General features: G+C 44.1%; 12 protein-coding genes and 4 pseudogenes. 8 read left to right on the top strand and 8 right to left on the bottom strand.

Annotated elements, in window-relative coordinates:
• Positions 1–97: 97 nt before the first annotated feature.
• Positions 98–598, bottom strand: a complete 501-nt coding sequence (locus ACE3JL_RS11005) for a pentapeptide repeat-containing protein (protein WP_375329468.1) — start codon at positions 596–598, stop codon at positions 98–100.
• 1314 nt (positions 599–1912) lie between these two features.
• The gene (locus ACE3JL_RS11000; RefSeq protein WP_288002254.1) at positions 1913–2092 is read right to left on the bottom strand and encodes a hypothetical protein; all 180 of its coding nucleotides are present in this window, start codon (positions 2090–2092) and stop codon (positions 1913–1915) included.
• On the opposite strand from ACE3JL_RS11000, the pseudogene ACE3JL_RS10995 reads away from it, so the two are divergent.
• The 4 genes and pseudogenes from ACE3JL_RS10995 to ACE3JL_RS10980 all read left to right on the top strand — a co-directional run.
• Positions 2091–3059, top strand: a pseudogene (locus tag ACE3JL_RS10995) (reverse transcriptase domain-containing protein); the annotation flags it as partial. The gene ACE3JL_RS11000 and the pseudogene ACE3JL_RS10995 overlap by 2 nt on opposite strands.
• A gap of 194 nt (positions 3060–3253) precedes the next feature.
• Positions 3254–3790, top strand: a pseudogene (locus tag ACE3JL_RS10990) (group II intron maturase-specific domain-containing protein); the annotation flags it as partial.
• Between the two features lie 197 nt (positions 3791–3987).
• Entirely contained in the window at positions 3988–4155 is a 168-nt protein-coding gene (locus ACE3JL_RS10985) for a type II toxin-antitoxin system HicB family antitoxin (RefSeq protein ID WP_375329467.1), read from the top strand.
• A gap of 519 nt (positions 4156–4674) precedes the next feature.
• Positions 4675–5172, top strand: a complete 498-nt coding sequence (locus tag ACE3JL_RS10980) for a DUF3352 domain-containing protein (protein WP_375329466.1) — start codon at positions 4675–4677, stop codon at positions 5170–5172.
• A gap of 30 nt (positions 5173–5202) precedes the next feature.
• Here ACE3JL_RS10980 and murI read toward each other — a convergent pair whose 3' ends face one another.
• From murI to ACE3JL_RS10965, 3 genes are all read right to left on the bottom strand, one after another.
• Entirely contained in the window at positions 5203–6015 is an 813-nt protein-coding gene (murI, locus tag ACE3JL_RS10975; RefSeq protein WP_271990819.1) for a glutamate racemase, read from the bottom strand.
• 97 nt (positions 6016–6112) lie between these two features.
• Positions 6113–8011 (bottom strand): N-acetylmuramoyl-L-alanine amidase, encoded by a 1899-nt coding sequence (locus ACE3JL_RS10970; protein ID WP_271990816.1) that lies wholly within the window; start codon positions 8009–8011, stop codon positions 6113–6115.
• Positions 8012–8336: 325 nt separating this feature from the next.
• Positions 8337–9725, bottom strand: a complete 1389-nt coding sequence (locus ACE3JL_RS10965; RefSeq protein WP_375329465.1) for a cation:proton antiporter — start codon at positions 9723–9725, stop codon at positions 8337–8339.
• Positions 9726–10072: 347 nt separating this feature from the next.
• Here ACE3JL_RS10965 and ACE3JL_RS10960 point away from each other — a divergent pair, with 347 nt between their 5' ends.
• Positions 10073–10828 (top strand): cobalt-precorrin-6A reductase, encoded by a 756-nt coding sequence (locus ACE3JL_RS10960; RefSeq protein ID WP_375329464.1) that lies wholly within the window; start codon positions 10073–10075, stop codon positions 10826–10828.
• A 317-nt stretch (positions 10829–11145) separates the two neighbouring features.
• On the opposite strand, the gene ACE3JL_RS10955 is transcribed toward ACE3JL_RS10960, so the two are convergent.
• Positions 11146–12333 (bottom strand): TRC40/GET3/ArsA family transport-energizing ATPase, encoded by a 1188-nt coding sequence (locus ACE3JL_RS10955; RefSeq protein ID WP_002741890.1) that lies wholly within the window; start codon positions 12331–12333, stop codon positions 11146–11148.
• A gap of 74 nt (positions 12334–12407) precedes the next feature.
• Complete coding sequence (gene panD / locus ACE3JL_RS10950; protein ID WP_271990808.1) at positions 12408–12827, bottom strand: aspartate 1-decarboxylase; 420 nt, start codon at positions 12825–12827, stop codon at positions 12408–12410.
• A gap of 37 nt (positions 12828–12864) precedes the next feature.
• On the opposite strand from panD, the pseudogene ACE3JL_RS10945 reads away from it, so the two are divergent.
• Positions 12865–13581: pseudogene (locus ACE3JL_RS10945) on the top strand (DUF3598 family protein); the annotation flags it as partial.
• A 110-nt stretch (positions 13582–13691) separates the two neighbouring features.
• Positions 13692–13823, top strand: a pseudogene (locus ACE3JL_RS10940) (hypothetical protein); the annotation flags it as partial.
• Between the two features lie 1186 nt (positions 13824–15009).
• Here the strand turns inward: ACE3JL_RS10940 and ACE3JL_RS10935 are convergent.
• Entirely contained in the window at positions 15010–15795 is a 786-nt protein-coding gene (locus ACE3JL_RS10935) for an aldolase/citrate lyase family protein (protein ID WP_271992633.1), read from the bottom strand.
• Between the two features lie 357 nt (positions 15796–16152).
• On the opposite strand from ACE3JL_RS10935, the gene aspS reads away from it, so the two are divergent.
• A complete protein-coding gene (gene aspS, locus ACE3JL_RS10930) occupies positions 16153–17940 on the top strand; it encodes an aspartate--tRNA ligase (protein ID WP_375329463.1) in 1788 nt (595 codons plus the stop codon).
• Positions 17941–17967: the final 27 nt, after the last annotated feature.

Here is a 17967-nt window from a genome sequence, read left to right as displayed (position 1 = left end):
CTTACAATCACTTGCTTCAATGAATGAACATGGTGCTACGGCTAGAGAAAAAAGAGGTGTGTTAGATTTCATTAACTACCAGAGCGGCGATCGCAATTCAATTTATTTTAACCATACCTCTTGATTCAGGATTAAATCCTTCTGGAAAACCAGTGGAGCAAGGGTAACTCAAGGATAAGCTTTCACACAACTTGGGTGAAGTGCTTGCATCAGTGTATTTCGCATCTTGCAGATTAGCTCTGTATAGTGTTGCCATTTGAAGTTTTGCTCCGGCTAAGTCAGAAGATTGAAGATTGGCTTCAACCAAGCCAGCACTATGGAGGTTTGCTCCCCTCAAGTTTGCACCTCTCAAGTTTGCTCTAAACAAATCAGCTCCTGCAAGATTAGCAATACGTAACCTAGAACCTTGAAGATGCGCTGCTGCTAGGATAGATTTTTGAAGATTCGCTCCCTCCAAACTAGAGTTTTGAAGATTTGCCCCTCGTAAGTTGGCATTTTTGAGATTTGCTTGCCAGAGATCTGCATTAGGCAATTGAATATTTTGCAAAAAAGCGTTCGGAGCTTCTAAGCCTTGTAAACTCTCCGGGTTCCATGTCAACCAGAACCAAGGGAATCTGTGCCGTCCTGGAATGCCTGGAGAGGCATTTAATAACTCAAGGGCTTGAATTCGTCCTCCGCTACCTTTTTGCTCGTAAGCGGCAGTAATAAGTAGTCGTGCAAAATTAATTTCCTAGTAAAGATAGGCAAAAGGCAAGAGGCAAAAGGCAAGAGGGGGTTAGATATGTGTAATTAATTTTGCTTAGGTACTTAACTGTCCACGCTTGAGTAACGTCGGAGTTACGCTGTTTTTGCTCCCCGTAAGTGAGATAAGTAATAGCGGCAATTAAAACAGCTAGATTTGATATTGGTCCTAACTGTTCTAACAGCTTCAAGGTCTTCTGACACGTCTTCTTAAGATGATCAATCATTTGCGCTTTAGCCATCAAAACTCCCGATTGCTTGAAGATTGCCCCATGAAAGCTTAGAACCTCGACTGCTACAAAAGTTAATTCAAATCAATTCCAATACCTATTCAGAAGTGGACTGAACTGGCATCACCAAAGGGTGAGCAGGCCAAATATCGATTATACAAAAACTTTCTCCATAACACTCTTGAGAGTAAAGATAATTGGAAACTTTCGGCATATCCCCCCATTTTAGCACCATCGCCAGAACTTTTACCCATATCATAACCAAAAGCGTATTAGCCAGATTAAACAAACTCTTTTAAGTAGATTCCTAACAACAAGCTGCAATAAAATAGACTTTTCGGGAAGTCTAGCACTACTTGCTTCAGTCCACCCCACAATTACCTAATTTTCGGGGAAAAAGTGCCTAAAATTTCCCCTTGTTCGCTCTTATGTTCGGCACTTTTTGAGGGCAAAAAAATCTAAAAATCTTACCCAACAATGTTTTTAGATTTATTCAGCCAACCCTAGGTTAAATTTCGAGTCAACACCTCAATCCGTCTGAATGAGCGATCGCAAATTTTGTCGGCTGCATTAACGAAGTGTAAGGGTGCGATTCGTTTCTAGGGGAATAAATAGCCTAGAGTGCTGATAAAACAGCATAACTGACAAAAAGGATGTAGGTGAAAGACCTACCCTGTAAGGGACACAGTGACTCCCAACCTGCCCCCAGTGACTAGACTCGGAAATCTAGAGGCTGAAGCGGGGAACAAGGACGCAATCAGAGCCAAAACAGATAGGCGCAAGGAGCGGTAACGGGGAGACAATAAGGGAAAACCAGAAAAAGCATCCAACTTCGGAGCAACAATCTGAGCTAAAAATGTTGACTCAACCTTCTAAACTCGCAGAGCTTTCGTTACGGTATCTGCTATCCCTAGAGTTGAAGGTGGGTGAAGTGGTCAACCCTAAGTTGTCAAAACAATCCAACAGTCGGAACGAAGAAAAACGATGATTAGGTCAAGAGAAAAGTCGAAACTCAAGTAGGTTGGACGAGCAACGTAACCCCTAACATCGGGTAGGACGAAGCGTAATTGCTTCGAGGTAATCAGAACACAAGAAACCAAGTAGAGACCAGTTAGACTCATGATTAGTAATAGTTTTAGAGAACTGTGGAACAACATTCCGTGGAAGAAACTCCGTAGGAATCTATTCCGACTACAATGTAGATTGTGGAAAGCCATGAGAGTAGGAGACAAGGCAAAAGCCAAAAATCTTCAAAAGCTAATCTTAAAATCTCGAAGTGCTAGATTACTGGCAATTCGTCAAGTAACTCAACTAAATGCTGGTAAGAAGACAGCAGGAATAGATGGGAAAGCATCACTTTCATTCCGAGAAAGGTGGGAATTAGAATCAGTCCTAGAAACCAAAGTCTGGAATTGGCAACATCAGGGACTGAGAAAAATTCCGATAGCCAAAAAGGATGGAACAACCCGGATGCTCAAAATTCCTACCATCTCAGATAGAGCTTGGCAATGTCTTGTCAAATACGCCCTAGAACCTGCCCACGAAGCCACATTTCACGAAAGGAGCTACGGTTTTAGAACTGGACGTTCCGCTCACGATTGTCAAAAAATACTCTTCCTAAACTTAAGAAGTAGCAGCAACGGATTAAACAAAAGAATCCTAGAATTAGACATCGAGAAATGCTTCGATAGAATCAACCACAACACATTAAGGGAATTAATCATTGCTCCCCAAAGCATCAAAGCTGGATTGATGAGATGCTTAAAAGCAGGAGTTAACCCAGAATTTCCTGAACAAGGAACTCCCCAAGGAGGTGTCGTGAGTCCATTACTAGCAAACATCGCTCTCAATGGAATAGAGAATATTCACTACTCAGTCAGATATGCTGACGATTTGGTGTTCCTTCTTAAACCCCAAGATAAAGCGGAAGAGATTCTGGAAAAAGTCGCAAGTTTTCTAGCTACAAGAGGTCTAAACATTAAGCCATCGAAGACAAGGTTAGTAGCCTCGACAGAAGGATTTGACTTTCTAGGGTGGCACTTTGTTGTGCAAGCCAACGGAAAATTTAGAAGTTATCCCTCAGAGGAAAACTTTAGGTTCTTCGGTTTGTCTTATGCAATGGACGGGGGTTATAAGGGATGGAACCCTTATATACAAAGGCATTTGGCGATTTTTGTCAATTGCTTTTGATCTAAAGCGAGCTAATCAATTAAATTCCTTGCCAGATAAGGATTTAGTCGATTTATGCCCCCTATCGAACCATACCAAGTAACGAAGAGCCAAACTTTAAAGCCTTTCGTCAGAAAGTTAAAGCCATCATCAATCACTCGAATTATGGGGCAAAGATTAAAGCCCAAAAATTAGCTCCAATAGTCAGAGGATGGAGAAACTACCACCGCTATTGTAAACTGAATGGCTCAAGATTCTCATTATGGCAACTTAATCATAGGACATATAAAGTGTTCTTAAAAGAAAAAAAGGTAAACCGCCAGATGGCTGCAAATTTAGTCAAAAAAGCGTTTCCACCTGTGCCATATTCAGAAAACAAGCACATCAACGTTAGAGGAGATTATTCGCCTTTTAACGGTGACTTAGTTTACTGGTCTAAGAGACAGTCCAAACTTTACGATGGAGCAACTTCTAGGTCTTTAATCCGACAGAACCATACCTGTGGATATTGTGGCTTGAAATTTATTGATGAGGAAAGAATACATCTGCACCACATCGATAGAAATCACTCGAACGGTCGAGCTAATAATTTGTTAGCCGTACACGAATCATGCCATGATTACATCCACATGAGCAAAAGCGAAAGCTAAGATTATCGGGAGCCGAGTGCGGTGAAAGTCGCACGCTCGGATCTAAAAGAGAGGTGCGGAGGATAATACCTCCCACCGACTCTACCCGGCAATCTCGCTGCCAACCCTGATAATAAAGCTAATCGTGGCTTGGGAGCAATTCCGTTATAATAGGGGTCAACTTAATATCGTTAGCAACGCAGAATGAGGATTTCACCATGAGGATTCCATATACATATTGGAAAGAATCAGATGGGATGTTTTTGGGCTATTTGAATGAATTTCCTGATCATTGGACCCAAGGTGTTGACTTAGAAGAATTAATCGAAAACCTGATCGATCTCTACAGAACATTTACTGGAGAACAGAATATTAACCACAGATAGGCGAGATTTTAGTGTTTATCGTTGGCTAAATAATCAAACATTTGATATTCTAATTTAACAGGAATCAGTCCGTCAATACAACCTAGGGTAATTGTTATGATTACTGTAGGATTTTAAAAATGGCGATATTTCGCTCCTCTTATTTTTTTGGCTCTACCGAACCTGTCATGTAAAACTATTAACAACTCATGCTTGTAAAGTTTGTATAGTAAGGCTTTGAGTTTTTGTTAAATTGATATTTATCAACTTTAGAGCATTGCTGGACAGAGAAGGAGCTTGGGGAATTTTCTACATTGTAAGTTCGGAAGAACCATTTTTTTCTTGGGTTTCCTTAGGTCAATCCAACCTACAAGAGAGTCCGTCGGTTGGGTTGAGCGAATCAATAGGTTAAAGAAAACCTCTCAATTTTAGGGGAAAGCGAAACCCAACAGTCAACACCTCAATCCGTCTGAATAGGCGATCGCTTCTCATGGCTTTTTGTGGGATTTCCTTGGGTCAATCCAACCGACGGTAATTGCTATGATTACTATAGGATTTGAAAAGGGCGCGCGTTCGGTCTTAATTGGGGTTTTAGGACAGGATGACCAAGCACCAATTTCATCTAGTCCCGTGGGAGCATTATCTTTTATCGGCGAAAATAGCCTTTTAGTCGCCGCTAGTCGCGATTTAAATCGTTTTTGGACTCAGGTAGAGGAGGGGTTAGAAGCGGATAGTCCCCTACAGGAATTAATAACACAGGTCTTAAAGCGCTTCCAGTCGCTTTTAGGTTTAAATTTGCCTGAAGACGTTTTTAGCTGGGTTATAGGCGAATATAGTCTCACTCTCGTGCCTAGTTCAAAGGGGATGGAACCCGATAGTGTTTTTCTAGGGGAACGGGTGATGGGAGTAGAGGTGGACAGTGCGATCACTCATTTGGATGAGTTGCCCCGCAGTCGCCGCTATAATGTCGAAGTCTTTTGCCTCTTGATTAGGGAAGGATATGGCTTCCTTTTGCCTTCTGCTTTCTACCTTTTCTAACTGATTACTGCTCACTGAAAAGTCTGATGGCTATAAAACCGGGACAGGCAAATAAACCTTTTCTACCGTGGGAGAAAAACCTAGCCATTGACGAGATAAACGAGCAAAAGTCTGAGGATCACCGCTAACTGCGAAGTTAGTAGGTAGTGGTGTTTCGGGATTTTTTAGACCTAATAATTCTAATTCTTTTTCCGCCGCTCGCACAACGGCAGCGGCGGGATCTACCAAGCGCACGGAACTAGGCAAAAGACGACGTAAAACTGGGGAAAGATGGCGATAATGGGTACAACCATAGACCAGAGTATCAATATTTTCTGCTAGTAAAGGCTGAAGATATTCCCTAGCCACTTGTGTGGTGTAGGGGTCAAAAATGCGGTTAGCCTCGATCAAAGGGACAAACTCAGGACAGGGAATTTGCCAAACTTGGGCAGTAGGATCGATTTCTTGAATGGCTTGTTTATAGGCATTACTTTTAGCCGTAGCTGGGGTAGAAATCACACCGATGCGCTTTCCTTTTTGAACGGCAGTTTTTGCACCGGGTAATATTACCCCTAAAATTGGTAAATCTTTAAATTCGGCCCGTACTTCTTCTAAAGCCAAGGCAGAACTGGTGTTACAGGCCATAATCACCATTTTCACCCGGCGCTCGCCCATCCAAGTGAGAATTTCCCGGACAAATTCGATAATTTCCCCTTTAGAACGGGTTCCGTAGGGAAGTCTAGCGGTATCAGCAAAATAGAGAATCGATTCTTGGGGCAGTTGTTTATACAACTCCCTTAAAACGGTCAGTCCACCCACACCACTATCAAACACACCAATCGGACTAAGTTGTGATTCTCTCATAGATATCGAGGAAAACGCTGATCTAAAATAGCTTTATTTGATGATATTAAAACACGGATTTTTTGATCAGTAAACTAATGTTCCGATCATTTAACCATTAACGGAGATTTCGTTGAATATATTCAATAATCCCCCCTGCGATCGCCGCCGCCATTTGTCGTTGAAAGTTGGCATTGGCTAATTTAGGAGCATCCTGAGCACCGGTAACGTAACCCACTTCCACGAGGGTAGAGGGCATTCTGGAGGTTCTCAGCACATAGAAACGGGCCCGACGCACCCCCCGATCGCGCATATCGACACTACGGACAATATTGCGATGGATGGTATCCGACAACCTGCGATCGCCGAAGTAGTACACCTCTATGCCGTTGACATCTGGTCGTGCTTTCCCCATAGAGTTAGCGTGGATACTGACAAATAGATCGGCATCGATCTGATTAGCCAGATCCGTGCGACCTTGCAGGGTGACGAAAAAATCGCTATCTCTGGTGAGACGCACATCGATGCCCTGTTGTTGCAGGATGCGGGTAACTTCTAGGGAAATGGGCAGAATCACGTTTTTTTCCTGAAGGCCACCAATTCCGATCGCTCCTGGATCCTTACCACCGTGGCCCGGATCAATCACCACCAAAAACCGGCCATTACGTTGTCGAGGAATATTAGGAGTGGGGTTAGAGGGGCGCAGCGGTGGGTTAAATTGCCCCGTATTGGGGGGTAAAGGAACAGGTATAGTGGTGGAGTCAGGAACTTGAGAAAGGGGGCTAGAATTGCGGGAAGAGAGCAATTCTAGGGCTAGGGTTTGACTGTCCGATTGAGTTAATTGTCCCAGTTGAAAACCCACGGCCGTCTGTACCAAAATCAGCACCTTATTGGCGCTTTCCTGACGTACCCGCAATTGATAGATAGGACTATAGCGACCGAAGCGCGGACCGCGAAAAGACTCAGCTAACTTAGCATTTTCGATGCGTAGTTCATAGACCCCATCCCGGTTAACACTGCCGTTAGCTTTTAGGGGTGAATCTGCACGAATTAACAGGCGATCGTTATTACCCGTCAGATCGATCGAGGAGATCGTGGCCAAACGATTGCTAGAAGGGGGATTATTGGCAGTTTTTGGGGGGGGATTATTGGGACGAGCATTGGGATTAGTCGCTCTAGTGGGGGGAGGTGAGGAAATATTATCCACGGAACCCAGACCACCCCTAGGCAGTAAAACCAAACCACCAAAACGACTATAGAGAGCTTGCCAATCGGGACTATCTTTATTAACGCTTAGGGAAATCTTAGCCCGTTGATTGGCAGTCTGACTGAATTGAATATCACCGACCCCATAGCGGTTGACGGGGATAGTTTGACCGGTGAGACTACCGGGTAAAGTGGCACCGGGTAATTCAAATTCGATTTTTTTGCCGTCCCGGCTGCGTTGACTGCGAATCGATCGCTCATCACCATTCTGCTCTAAACGGACAAAAAGACCATTGCGAGTGATCTGAAAATCATCGTTGTTGTCCGTCCGACTCACTGAAGGTGGGGGAGTGGTACGAGTGGAACCGCGATCGGGGGGAGGTGTGGGGTCAGGGGTGACGGGGGGTTGCGTTTCCTCACTAATCGGTTGGGGATCTGGCAGTTCCACTGTCCATTGGGTAGGCGAAATTCCGCGAATTTTTACCTTTTGAGGATCGACAGTGTAGCCAGGGGCTAATTCAATCACTAAACGGGTAGTTTCCGCATCAAATTGACCGATACGGACACTTCTGACGATATTGCCAATGGGCCGGTTAATATTGGGTTGCCCTAACTTGATCCCGGGCAGATCGATCACGATCCTGGTGGGGTTAGTGATCATTTGCGCTCGCGGTTGCACTCGATTGTCGGTGGTGAAGACCAGACGATTCTCATTGGTGTCGAATCGCCAAAAGACGAGCTTGCCTGCCCAAGCAGGGGCCGCCACCAGCAACCAAGTTAATGCGCTTAGGAATAACCAATGAAATCTCACGATCGATGCTCCCGTTGCTCGGTTATCAATTACCTTTTTTCGGTAAAAATGGACGATTTTGTCGATTTTTTGCCATCCATAGCTCCCTTAATGCCCTGAGAATGACTATCAATAAAAACAAGCTTATGGGACGTTGGCATGGTCTGCTATGTTTCTGATCAGTGATCAGGGATTGGGTGTTGGGGAGCGGGAATTATAAATTATAAATTATGAATTATAAATTATGAATTGGGAAGTGGGGGGATGGGGAGAAGAGAGTGCCAGATTTGGGAGAATAAATAAAAGCTGACTCCTAACTACTGACAACCGACGACCGGCTCCTAACTCACTGCTCACTGCTCACTGATTGAGGGCTGCCGGTAGGTTCTTTAAATACTAACCTTAACAGGGGCGGAGCGACAAAGGTGGTCAAGATCACCATCATAATAATCGCCGCATCGGTAGCGGGGGATAAAGCACCACTAGCAGCCCCGACTCCAGCAAAGACTAAACCCACTTCACCCCGGGGAATCATGCCAACTCCGATCGCCAAGCGATTGAGTTTTTCCTTGCTGAAAACGGCCAACCCCGTCACCACTTTACCCAAAATCGCGACGACAATTAAGAAAGCGGCCAAGACTAATCCTTCTCGATTGCTGGGAATAGCGGGATTAAGCACACTTAAATCGGTTTTTGCCCCCACACAGACGAAAAATATCGGTACAAATAAATCGGCGATCGGGAACACTTGTTCTGCTAATTCCGATCGCTTTTCCGTTTCTGCTAGGACTAGGCCGGCAGCAAAGGAACCGAGAATCGCTTCTAATTGGATAACTTGGGCAATATAGGCAAGAATAAACGCGAAAATCAGGGAAACTAAGAGCAATTGTCCCCTAGTTTTCATGCTATTAACTAATTGAACGTAAAAGGGGCTTAAAAAACGACCGATCAGAATCGCCCCGATCACAAAAGTGCTAGAACTAATAACTAGATAAATTACCTTGCTAATCTGCACTTCTCCGGTCTTCACCAAAGAAGCAACGACAGCGAGAACGATAATACCGAGAATATCATCGAGAACTGCTGCCCCGATAATAATTTGACCTTCTTTGGCCGATAACTTCCCTATTTCTGCCAAAACCTTGGCGGTAATGCCGATACTGGTAGCGGTTAGAGCTGCCCCGGCAAAAATAGCGGCAATAGTGGCTAGATGGAAAATATAGATTAAACCCAAAGTACCCGCCAAAAAGGGAACCGCAACCCCCACCACTGCCACAGCAGCTGCCTGTGGACCGACGCGAATTAATTCCTGTAAGTCTGACTCTAAACCAATCTCGAAGAGCAGGATAATTACCCCCAATTCCGAGAGGACGGAAATAACCTCACTGGCAGCACTAAAAACGGCGGGAGATTGCTCCGGGGTGAGGGATGACGTGGATTGTAGGAAATGAATGAGGAGAGAATCCTCGAATCCACCCCCACCTTCCGGAAAAACCAGTAATTTTAGGGCAGAAACCCCGATGATTACGCCACCGACTAATTCTCCTAACACGGGAGGCAAGTTCAATCGGACGCATATTTCTCCCCCCAGTTTACAGGCGAAATAAATAACGGTCAAACTCAGCAGCACGCAGGCTAAAACTAAGGCACTATCAGCAGTTTCGGCTGTAGCTGCCGAGGCTAACAGGGGAATGTTAAAACTCCAAGCGGAAGAAAGAAAAGGCTGTAGTATCATCGCGCGCTCAAAATTACTCTCAATACTCTAACAAGCTTGCGGCCTATTCAGTCATCCCTGACCAAAGTTCGCCCCTTGTCTAGCTTCTATCACCAGAGTGGTTTAATAAACCTCGTGAGGTCAGTCGAACGCTGAGCTTATGGCCGAAACCTTTTGCATGAACAGAAAACGGGTTTCTCCGAGAAACCCGTTTTCTGTTCGTTACTATCGAATAGAAACGGATTTAGTATGATATGTGGCCTATACTCAACGGATTTAGTATCATTTCTGCTGGAGAACTGCCGAAGCTTCCTGTGCAAGAGAAAATAGAAAGATGAAAAATTAGTTAACCTTTTAGCAATTGCTAGATGACTAAAAATAAAAGAGTGCTGATTTTAGGGGGAACGGGGGAAGCGGCGGCATTAGCGGCTAAAATTGCGGCAATTCCGGGTATAGATGCCATCGCTTCCTTTGCCGGTCGCACGAGAGAACCGATTACTCTCACAACTCCTTCTCGCCGGGGGGGGTTTGGTGGTGCCACCGGGTTAGCCAATTATCTGCGGCAAGAAGGCATTGATTGTTTAATTGATGCCACCCATCCCTTTGCTGCGCAAATTTCCTTTAATGCCGCTCAAGCTGCCTCGGATTGTGGTATTCCTCGATTAATGTTAAGTCGTCCAGCTTGGGAAAAAGTATCTGGAGATAATTGGATTGAAGTAGAAAACAATCAAGCGGCAGCAAGTATTTTATCGGGGTTAGCACCGCGGATATTTCTCACTATTGGTCGGCAAGAACTGGCCCGTTATGCACATCTAAAAAATATCTGGTTTTTGATGCGGATGATTGACCCGCCAGAACCAGATGCTATTGTACCAGTTGGAAAATTATTATTGGAACGGGGGCCTTTTTCCTTGCAGTCAGAGCGCTGTCTTTTACAAGAATATAAGATTGGGGCGATGGTGAGTAAAAATAGCGGCGGTGATGCCACCTACGCTAAAATTATCGCCGCTAGAGAGTTGGAAATAACCGTGGTCATGGTACAACGTCCACCTATACCTAAAGGAGAAAAAGTGGCTGATGTTGAAAGTGTCCTGGCATGGTTAGAAAAAAGACTGCTCTCTTGATTTTTCTGGGAAAATCATCAGTAAGGTTGGCTAAATAAATGTGAAATATGAACAAGGTAAGGGGTTTGGGGGCCTGTTTGGCGAAGCAGCTGCAAGATTTTCAAGTTCTGTAAGGGCGAAGCATTCGGGCAATAACCTATCGCTGAAATCATAGATTTTCTATCCGAATGCTTCGCCCCTATTTTTTGCCGCAAACCCTAAGTAGATGTTATTTTTCAGTTCACTGATTACTGTTTACTGAAAAAAATCCCCACCTCCCAATTCATAATTCATAATTTAGAATTTATAATTCCCACTTCCCACCTACTCTAAGAAAATTACACTTTCACCACGTTGCTAAAAGAGATTTTCAGGTAATCATCTTCCATCTTTGCTCCAGAAGGTTTCAGGGCTGCCAAAGCTTGGGGTAAGACTAAATTACGACGGTGATTCCCAATGCGAATATTTAACTCGTCTCCAGTTTTATTGAGTTGTATCTGTTCCTTGGGTATGCCGGGTAAATATAATTCCAGACTGTAATTATTTTCCTGTTGAACTACCCGAATAGTGTTTTCTTGGTAATAAACCTTCGTCGGATCTTCCCCAGCAAAAAGAGTTTCTTTCAGTCTTTCCAAAGCGGGTAAACCACACATTTCCTCGGAGTAAAGAGGAACTTCTTTAACTGGTAAAGGATGAAAATTATCGTAAATTTCCTGTTTATAACCCTGTTGATTTTCTTTCCAACGAGCAAAGAAAGGATCGGTTACTTTGTCGGGAATAATCCGATTAGCAATAATCAAATCGGTGGAAACATTATAGAGACTTAGATAGGCATGGGCGCGTAAAGACTCCTTAATCACCATTTTTTCGGGGTTTGTCACCAAACGTACCGAGGTTTGAGTATTATCGGTCAAAACCTTTTCTAAAGCCTCGATCTGCTCATAAAACTCGTAGGGAGCATCCATAACTTCCTTGTCCGGTAGGGAAAAACCGGCGATCGGTCGAAAAAAAGGTTCCACCAGTGGTCGCAATGCCACCGACATTCCCTGTAAAGGTTTGTAAAATCTTCTCATGTACCAACCGCCCACCTCTGGCAAACTCAGCAATCGTAAAGCTGTCCCTGTGGGTGCGGAATCGATAATCAACACATCATAAGTACCCTCATCGTAGTGGCGTTTCATGCGAACTAAGCCGAAAATCTCATCCATTCCGGGTAAAATCGCTAATTCTTCCGCTTGCACTCCATCTAGACCCCTAGCTTGCAATACCTGAGTAATGTAACGTTTTACTGCGCCCCAGTTGCCTTCTAATTCCATGAGTGCGTCTAATTCTGCCCCCCAAAGATGGGGACGTACTAAACGAGGATCGTGACCTAATTCGAGATCGAAACTGTCAGCGAGAGAGTGAGCGGGATCGGTGCTGAGAACTAGGGTTTTATAGCCAAGTTCGGCGCAGCGAAGTCCTGTAGCGGCGGCGACGGAGGTTTTGCCCACGCCTCCTTTACCGGTCATGAGAATTACACGCATGGGGGCTGATTCTAAGAAAGTTTACATTACTTATTCTTATTATGACGGGAAAGTTAACAAATTGAGGACAAGAATCAGCATTCTTGGCTATAGAATTCCACTCCCCGACCATCACCCCGGGAAATTAGGCTCTGTTCAAAAAATTGCTGACAGCGATTTTCGGCATCAGCGACGAGAACTTTGGCAAAATGACCGTTTTCGAGAACTTCTTGCCTCGGACGTTGTTCGTAGGCATAGATAATCAAAATATCTCCGGGTTGACAGAGCAGAGCCGCCCCACCGTTGGGGCAAATTTCCCCAGTTTGGCCGGGAAAAACGTAGGTGGAAAAGCGCTTACCATTGCTAAGATTGACCACATCCACCTCTTCAAGGGGCAAAATGCCGACCCGCTCAATCAATTCTCGATCGATAGTGATACTGCCGACATAATCGACGTTAGCCTCGCTGACGCGCACTCGATGGAGTTTGGCGTGCATTAATCGAATTGTTCCCATGTATTTTGTCCTATTTCCCCCAATTACCTCAATTATTATGCTCTCCCAGTGGGAATGTTTACTAAAAAATCTCGGTCAATGGCAAGGTTCTTTTACCCGTCTGTCTCCCCAAGGCGACTTGATCGAAGATACCCCGACTTTGGTATCTTTGCAAGGCATTAATAATAATCGATCGATTCGTCAATTAGTCCGCCGTCTCTACAGCGATCAAGCGCCGGAAGATTTAATTTTAGAGTATAGTTCTCTCCATCAGGGTATTCTATTTAGCCAGACGGGAGCTTTTTGCCAAGGTTCTCTATATTTTAGTAGTTTTTCCTCACCATTCGGGGCAGAATTTGGCTTAATCTCCGGAGAAAGACGATTAAGAATCGTCCAGTTATTTAATGAACGCTGTGAGTTCGATCGCTTGACTTTAATTCGGGAAAAGTTAGTTGATTCTCAGTCACCAGAAAGACCGATGTTAACGGTGGATCAATTACTGGGTCAATGGCGGGGGCAAGCGGTGACAACGGGACGGGATTTTTATAATTCTGCTGCCTATTCTACCCATATATTGATCGAGCGTCAGGGGGATAATTATCTCTCGCAAACTTTGACTTTTGGTAATAATCAAATCACTTCTAGCGCTCGTATTGAGGGACAAAGATTGTTGTTTGAAAATAGTCCGCTGCCGGTGCAAATTCTGCTACTGCCGGATGGTGCTTCCTGTAATACACCTCTGAAAATTACCAGCAATTCTCATTTTAAGGTTTCATGACATTAAAACCCTTGCACCTAGAGGGGTTAATAATTCTTAACGAATCTATAGATCGCTGAAACAACGCAAAATCGTTTCAAAATGAGAATTGCTGGAAAATTACTGTCGGTCATCCTTTTGTTTTAGAGGTGGGTTGGTTACTTTCTCCTACTCAAAGACAGCGCTTAATTCGTTCTTATGATCAGAAGGGAGAATGGACAGGTATTACTCTGGTGACGGAGGAAAAAGAAAGCTATTAGCCGTCAGCCATCAGCTAGATTGATAATAAAAAGTAAATTGACAATTACACTGAAAAATATCGGGTTTCTCCTAAAGATTAATTATAACTGGATTTGACATCTTCTCCCTGCTCGGAGACTTGCCAAAACAACAACTTTGTACTTCACCAATAAGATAACTGCTCTCAGAAGCTAAATGCTAAGAGCTAATTTATATAAGCAAAATTTATCAAAATTCCAATATACTTGAGAAGATTTAAATTTACATTCCTTCATCTTTACTTTTCTTAAAAAATAATTGAGAAAAATTCCTATTTGTCAACGAGATTGCAATAGTTACAGCCTGCTGCTAGGATCTAAGAATTGGGCTACTCTGTGCATTTTTAGGCTTTGTACCTTGAAACCCTTGCCACGTCTAGGATAACTAATTCGTCCCCAGGAAAAACTTGCCAATTGCTCCTTTGACGAAAAAGATCTTTTGTCAAAAATATATGTACTTATGTTAAAACGAAAAAGTTTTTTTGACAAAATGTACCAGATGTGCTGCGAGGAAAGTATCCAGATTAGCTACTGGGGGTGGGAAACTGTTAACTATCTAGGGTTTGCGGCAAAAAATTGGTTGGTGGGGGCGGGGGTGTGGAAAGAACCACTCCAGACACAGAGGACACAAAGATTGATCGTTCCTAAGTACCTAAGCAAAATTAATTACACATATCTAACCCCGCTCTTGCCTCTTGCCTATCTTCACTAGGAAATTAATTTTGCACGACTACTTATAAGTACCTAAGCAAAATTAATTACACACTTCGATGAAGCTTTTGCCTCTTGCCTATTGCCTCTTGCCTATCTTCACTGGGAAATTTATTTTGCATGACTACTTATAAGTAGCTGGTTTTAATTAAATTGAAGATAGATTTTAGGTTCGATCCCCCCTGCCCCCCTTGATCTATCCTGAATAAGAGGGCATCTGACAATTTTTAACACCTACCTACTTAAGTTAAACTGGTCGCAACGCGCTCGCTACGCGAGATCACACCAAGAATAAGAGAGCCAATTTCCCCCCGATCACTCCAATCCCTGGCACTTTTTGGAAACCAAAAAGCCTAAAAATCTGATCCAACAAGGTTTTTAGATTGACTAAGCAAGCCCTAAATATTTTACACAATTGATACTAGGTAAGCAACAGGGCTACGGTACTACTACCGAATCATGACCCAAAAAGTAAATCATGGAGGATTTCTAAACGCTGGTCATCTTCACGAACAATAGCACCATAATAATTTTTTTTATTCTCTAGCCAGAGTAATTCAAACTCGATCGCCTTGGACAAAGCTAAACTAAAATTATCCAAAGCTTGGGGACAATTAAAGATAACTTTGCGCGTCTCGAAGCGGTCAAAATGTCCTTGGCAGAACATTTTGAAAAACGGTAAAGAATCTAGTGACACCCCACCCCCAATAGCCACAGTCAAACCGGCAGCCTTAGCTTTTTTTGCCAAAGGTAAAGCCAGATCTAAAACTTGCTCGCTATTGACATCCCGGCGAGTTAATCCCAAAGAACAGGCTAAATCCATGCGTCCGATGACGATACCATGGAGAGATTTTATCTCTGGAATCGCCAACATTTCCTGAAAATTCTCACAGGCAGTAATAGTTTCAATATTAACCAATAACTCCACATCTTCCACCCCTTGATCAGCTAAAACCCTCCTAGCTCCCCGCAGATATTTTTGTAAAGCATAGGCTGTTTCTACCATGGGAGCAATCAAGCGATCGACTCCTAAATTAACCGCATCAAAGATATCTCTGATCGCTTCGCAACCGGCGATTTTCAGATTAAAATCTACCCCCGCTTGCAGACTAATTTCTTTCAACCGCATCGCTTCCGTCAGTCGGGTTCCTTCCGTCTCGAATTCCGCTTTTACCCCTGAAACATGGTGATCTTCCCTGAGTTCTCTTAACAGTTGCACCATTTTTTTTTCTAAGCAATTCATGTTTTTAATCGTTTAAAATTGGTAACTGCTAGATGAGCCTTGTTGATTATAGCCCATCTGCGAAAAGCCGATAGCTGAGGACTAAGTAGGTAGGTGTTAAAAATTGTCAGATGCCCTCTTATTCGGGAGGGATTAAGGGGGTGCCGATCCCCCCTTATCAAGGGAAGCAGGGGGGATCGAACCCAAAATCTATCTTCAATTTAATTAAAACCAGCTACTTAAGAAACCATAAAAATACTCTAAACAAAGGGACAAGAGCGACAAAATACTGGCATAATAAGCAAGGCCGTCTGATTTTTTTCTGGCTCCATCCTTTCTATACTACATTCGTAATATAAGTAATTCTCTAGTTAGACTATGCGAACTCACTACTGTGGCGACCTTAGCGCGATCGAAATTGAAAAAAGTGTCACCCTCTTCGGTTGGGTCGATCGCCGTCGCGATCACGGTGGCGTTATTTTTATTGATCTACGGGATCGCAGTGGTATTGTCCAGATCGTCAGTGATCCCCAACGAACCCCCGCTTCCTACCCCATCGCTGAAACCGTCAGAAACGAGTATGTCATCAAGGTGACGGGAACAGTTAGTCAACGTCCCCCCGAATCCCTTAACCAACGCATTGCCACCGGAGAAATTGAAATTTATGCCAGTAGCATCGAGATTCTCAACGGGGTTACTAAACAACTGCCTTTTGTCGTCTCCAGTTCCGAAAGTGAATCGGTCCGGGAAGATGTGCGCTTGCGATACCGCTATCTAGACCTACGCCGGGAGCGTATGAGTCAGAATTTACAACTACGTCACCAAGTTGTCAAGGAAATGCGCCGTTTTCTCGAAGATGAACAGCATTTTATCGAAGTGGAAACGCCAATTTTGACTCGATCGACTCCCGAAGGGGCGCGGGATTATCTGGTTCCTTCCCGTGTCAACCCGGGCCAATGGTACGCTTTACCCCAATCACCGCAACTATTTAAGCAATTATTAATGGTGTCGGGAATGGATCGCTACTATCAAATCGCTCGCTGTTTCCGCGATGAAGATCTGCGTGCCGATCGTCAACCGGAATTTACTCAGTTGGATATGGAGATGAGTTTTCTCTCCTTAAGCGAGATTTTAGCCCTAAATGAGGCTTTGATCGCTCATATCTTCAAAAAAGTCAAAAATATCGATATAAGCCTGCCCCTGCCCCGTTTAACCTATGCTGAGGCTATGGATCGCTATGGGGTCGATCGCCCCGATACCCGTTTTGGCTTGGAATTGGTCAATGTGGCGGAGATTTTTGCCGATTCGGGATTTAAGGTGTTTTCAGGTGCGATCGCTAGTGGGGGGACGGTGAAAGTTTTACCGATTCCCAACGGTAACGAGGCGATTTCTAACGTCAGAATCAAACCGGGTGGGGATTTATTCAAAGAAGCCACCGATGCGGGGGCGAAGGGAATCGCCTACATCCGCGTGCGCAAGGACTACGATTTTGATACCATTGGTGCGATTAAAGATAACCTGACAGAGGCACAAAAACAGGCTTTAATCGAGAAGACTGGCGCAAAACCGGGCCATCTGCTCTTATTTGGGGCGGGAGATACCGATACAGTCAATAAATCCCTATCCCGCCTACGCTTAGTTTTAGGGGAACAATTGGGATTAATTGATGCCGATAAAATCAACCTCCTCTGGGTGACGGATTTCCCGATGTTTGAATACAACGCCGAGGAAAAACGCCTAGAAGCATTGCATCACCCCTTTACTGCCCCTAATCCCGAAGATTTAGACGATCTAGCCCACGCTCGCGCCCTCGCCTACGATATGATTTTTAATGGTATTGAAATCGGTGGCGGCAGTTTGCGGATCTATCAACGGGAAGTACAGGAAAAAGTCTTCGCTACCATCGGTCTATCCCCAGAGGAAGCCTATAATAAATTCGGCTTTTTGTTAGAAGCTTTTGAATACGGAACCCCTCCCCACGGTGGCATCGCCTACGGTTTAGATCGCTTGGTGATGTTGTTAGCCGGGGAAGAATCAATTCGCGATGTGATTGCTTTCCCGAAAACCCAGCAAGCTAGTTGTTTACTCACTTCTGCACCTTCAACAGTGGCAGCCAAGCAATTAAAGGAATTATCCGTTGCTTCTACCTACAAACCGCCATCCTAAGATTAGGGTGGGCATTGCCCACCTAAT

This window comes from Microcystis sp. BLCC-F210, from assembly GCF_042134685.1.
Lineage (GTDB): Bacteria > Cyanobacteriota > Cyanobacteriia > Cyanobacteriales > Microcystaceae > Microcystis > Microcystis aeruginosa_D.
This window is presented reverse-complemented; position numbering and strand designations above follow the sequence as displayed.

Coding starts and splice junctions, on each gene's coding strand:
- ACE3JL_RS11000 (WP_288002254.1), bottom strand. CDS start 2,092: ATGAGTCTAACTGGTCTCTACTTGGTTTCTTGTGTTCTGATTACCTCG.
- ACE3JL_RS10985 (WP_375329467.1), top strand. CDS start 3,988: ATGAGGATTCCATATACATATTGGAAAGAATCAGATGGGATGTTTTTG.
- ACE3JL_RS10980 (WP_375329466.1), top strand. CDS start 4,675: ATGATTACTATAGGATTTGAAAAGGGCGCGCGTTCGGTCTTAATTGGG.
- murI (WP_271990819.1), bottom strand. CDS start 6,015: ATGAGAGAATCACAACTTAGTCCGATTGGTGTGTTTGATAGTGGTGTG.
- ACE3JL_RS10965 (WP_375329465.1), bottom strand. CDS start 9,725: ATGATACTACAGCCTTTTCTTTCTTCCGCTTGGAGTTTTAACATTCCC.
- ACE3JL_RS10960 (WP_375329464.1), top strand. CDS start 10,073: ATGACTAAAAATAAAAGAGTGCTGATTTTAGGGGGAACGGGGGAAGCG.
- ACE3JL_RS10955 (WP_002741890.1), bottom strand. CDS start 12,333: ATGCGTGTAATTCTCATGACCGGTAAAGGAGGCGTGGGCAAAACCTCC.
- panD (WP_271990808.1), bottom strand. CDS start 12,827: ATGGGAACAATTCGATTAATGCACGCCAAACTCCATCGAGTGCGCGTC.
- ACE3JL_RS10935 (WP_271992633.1), bottom strand. CDS start 15,795: ATGAATTGCTTAGAAAAAAAAATGGTGCAACTGTTAAGAGAACTCAGG.
- aspS (WP_375329463.1), top strand. CDS start 16,153: ATGCGAACTCACTACTGTGGCGACCTTAGCGCGATCGAAATTGAAAAA.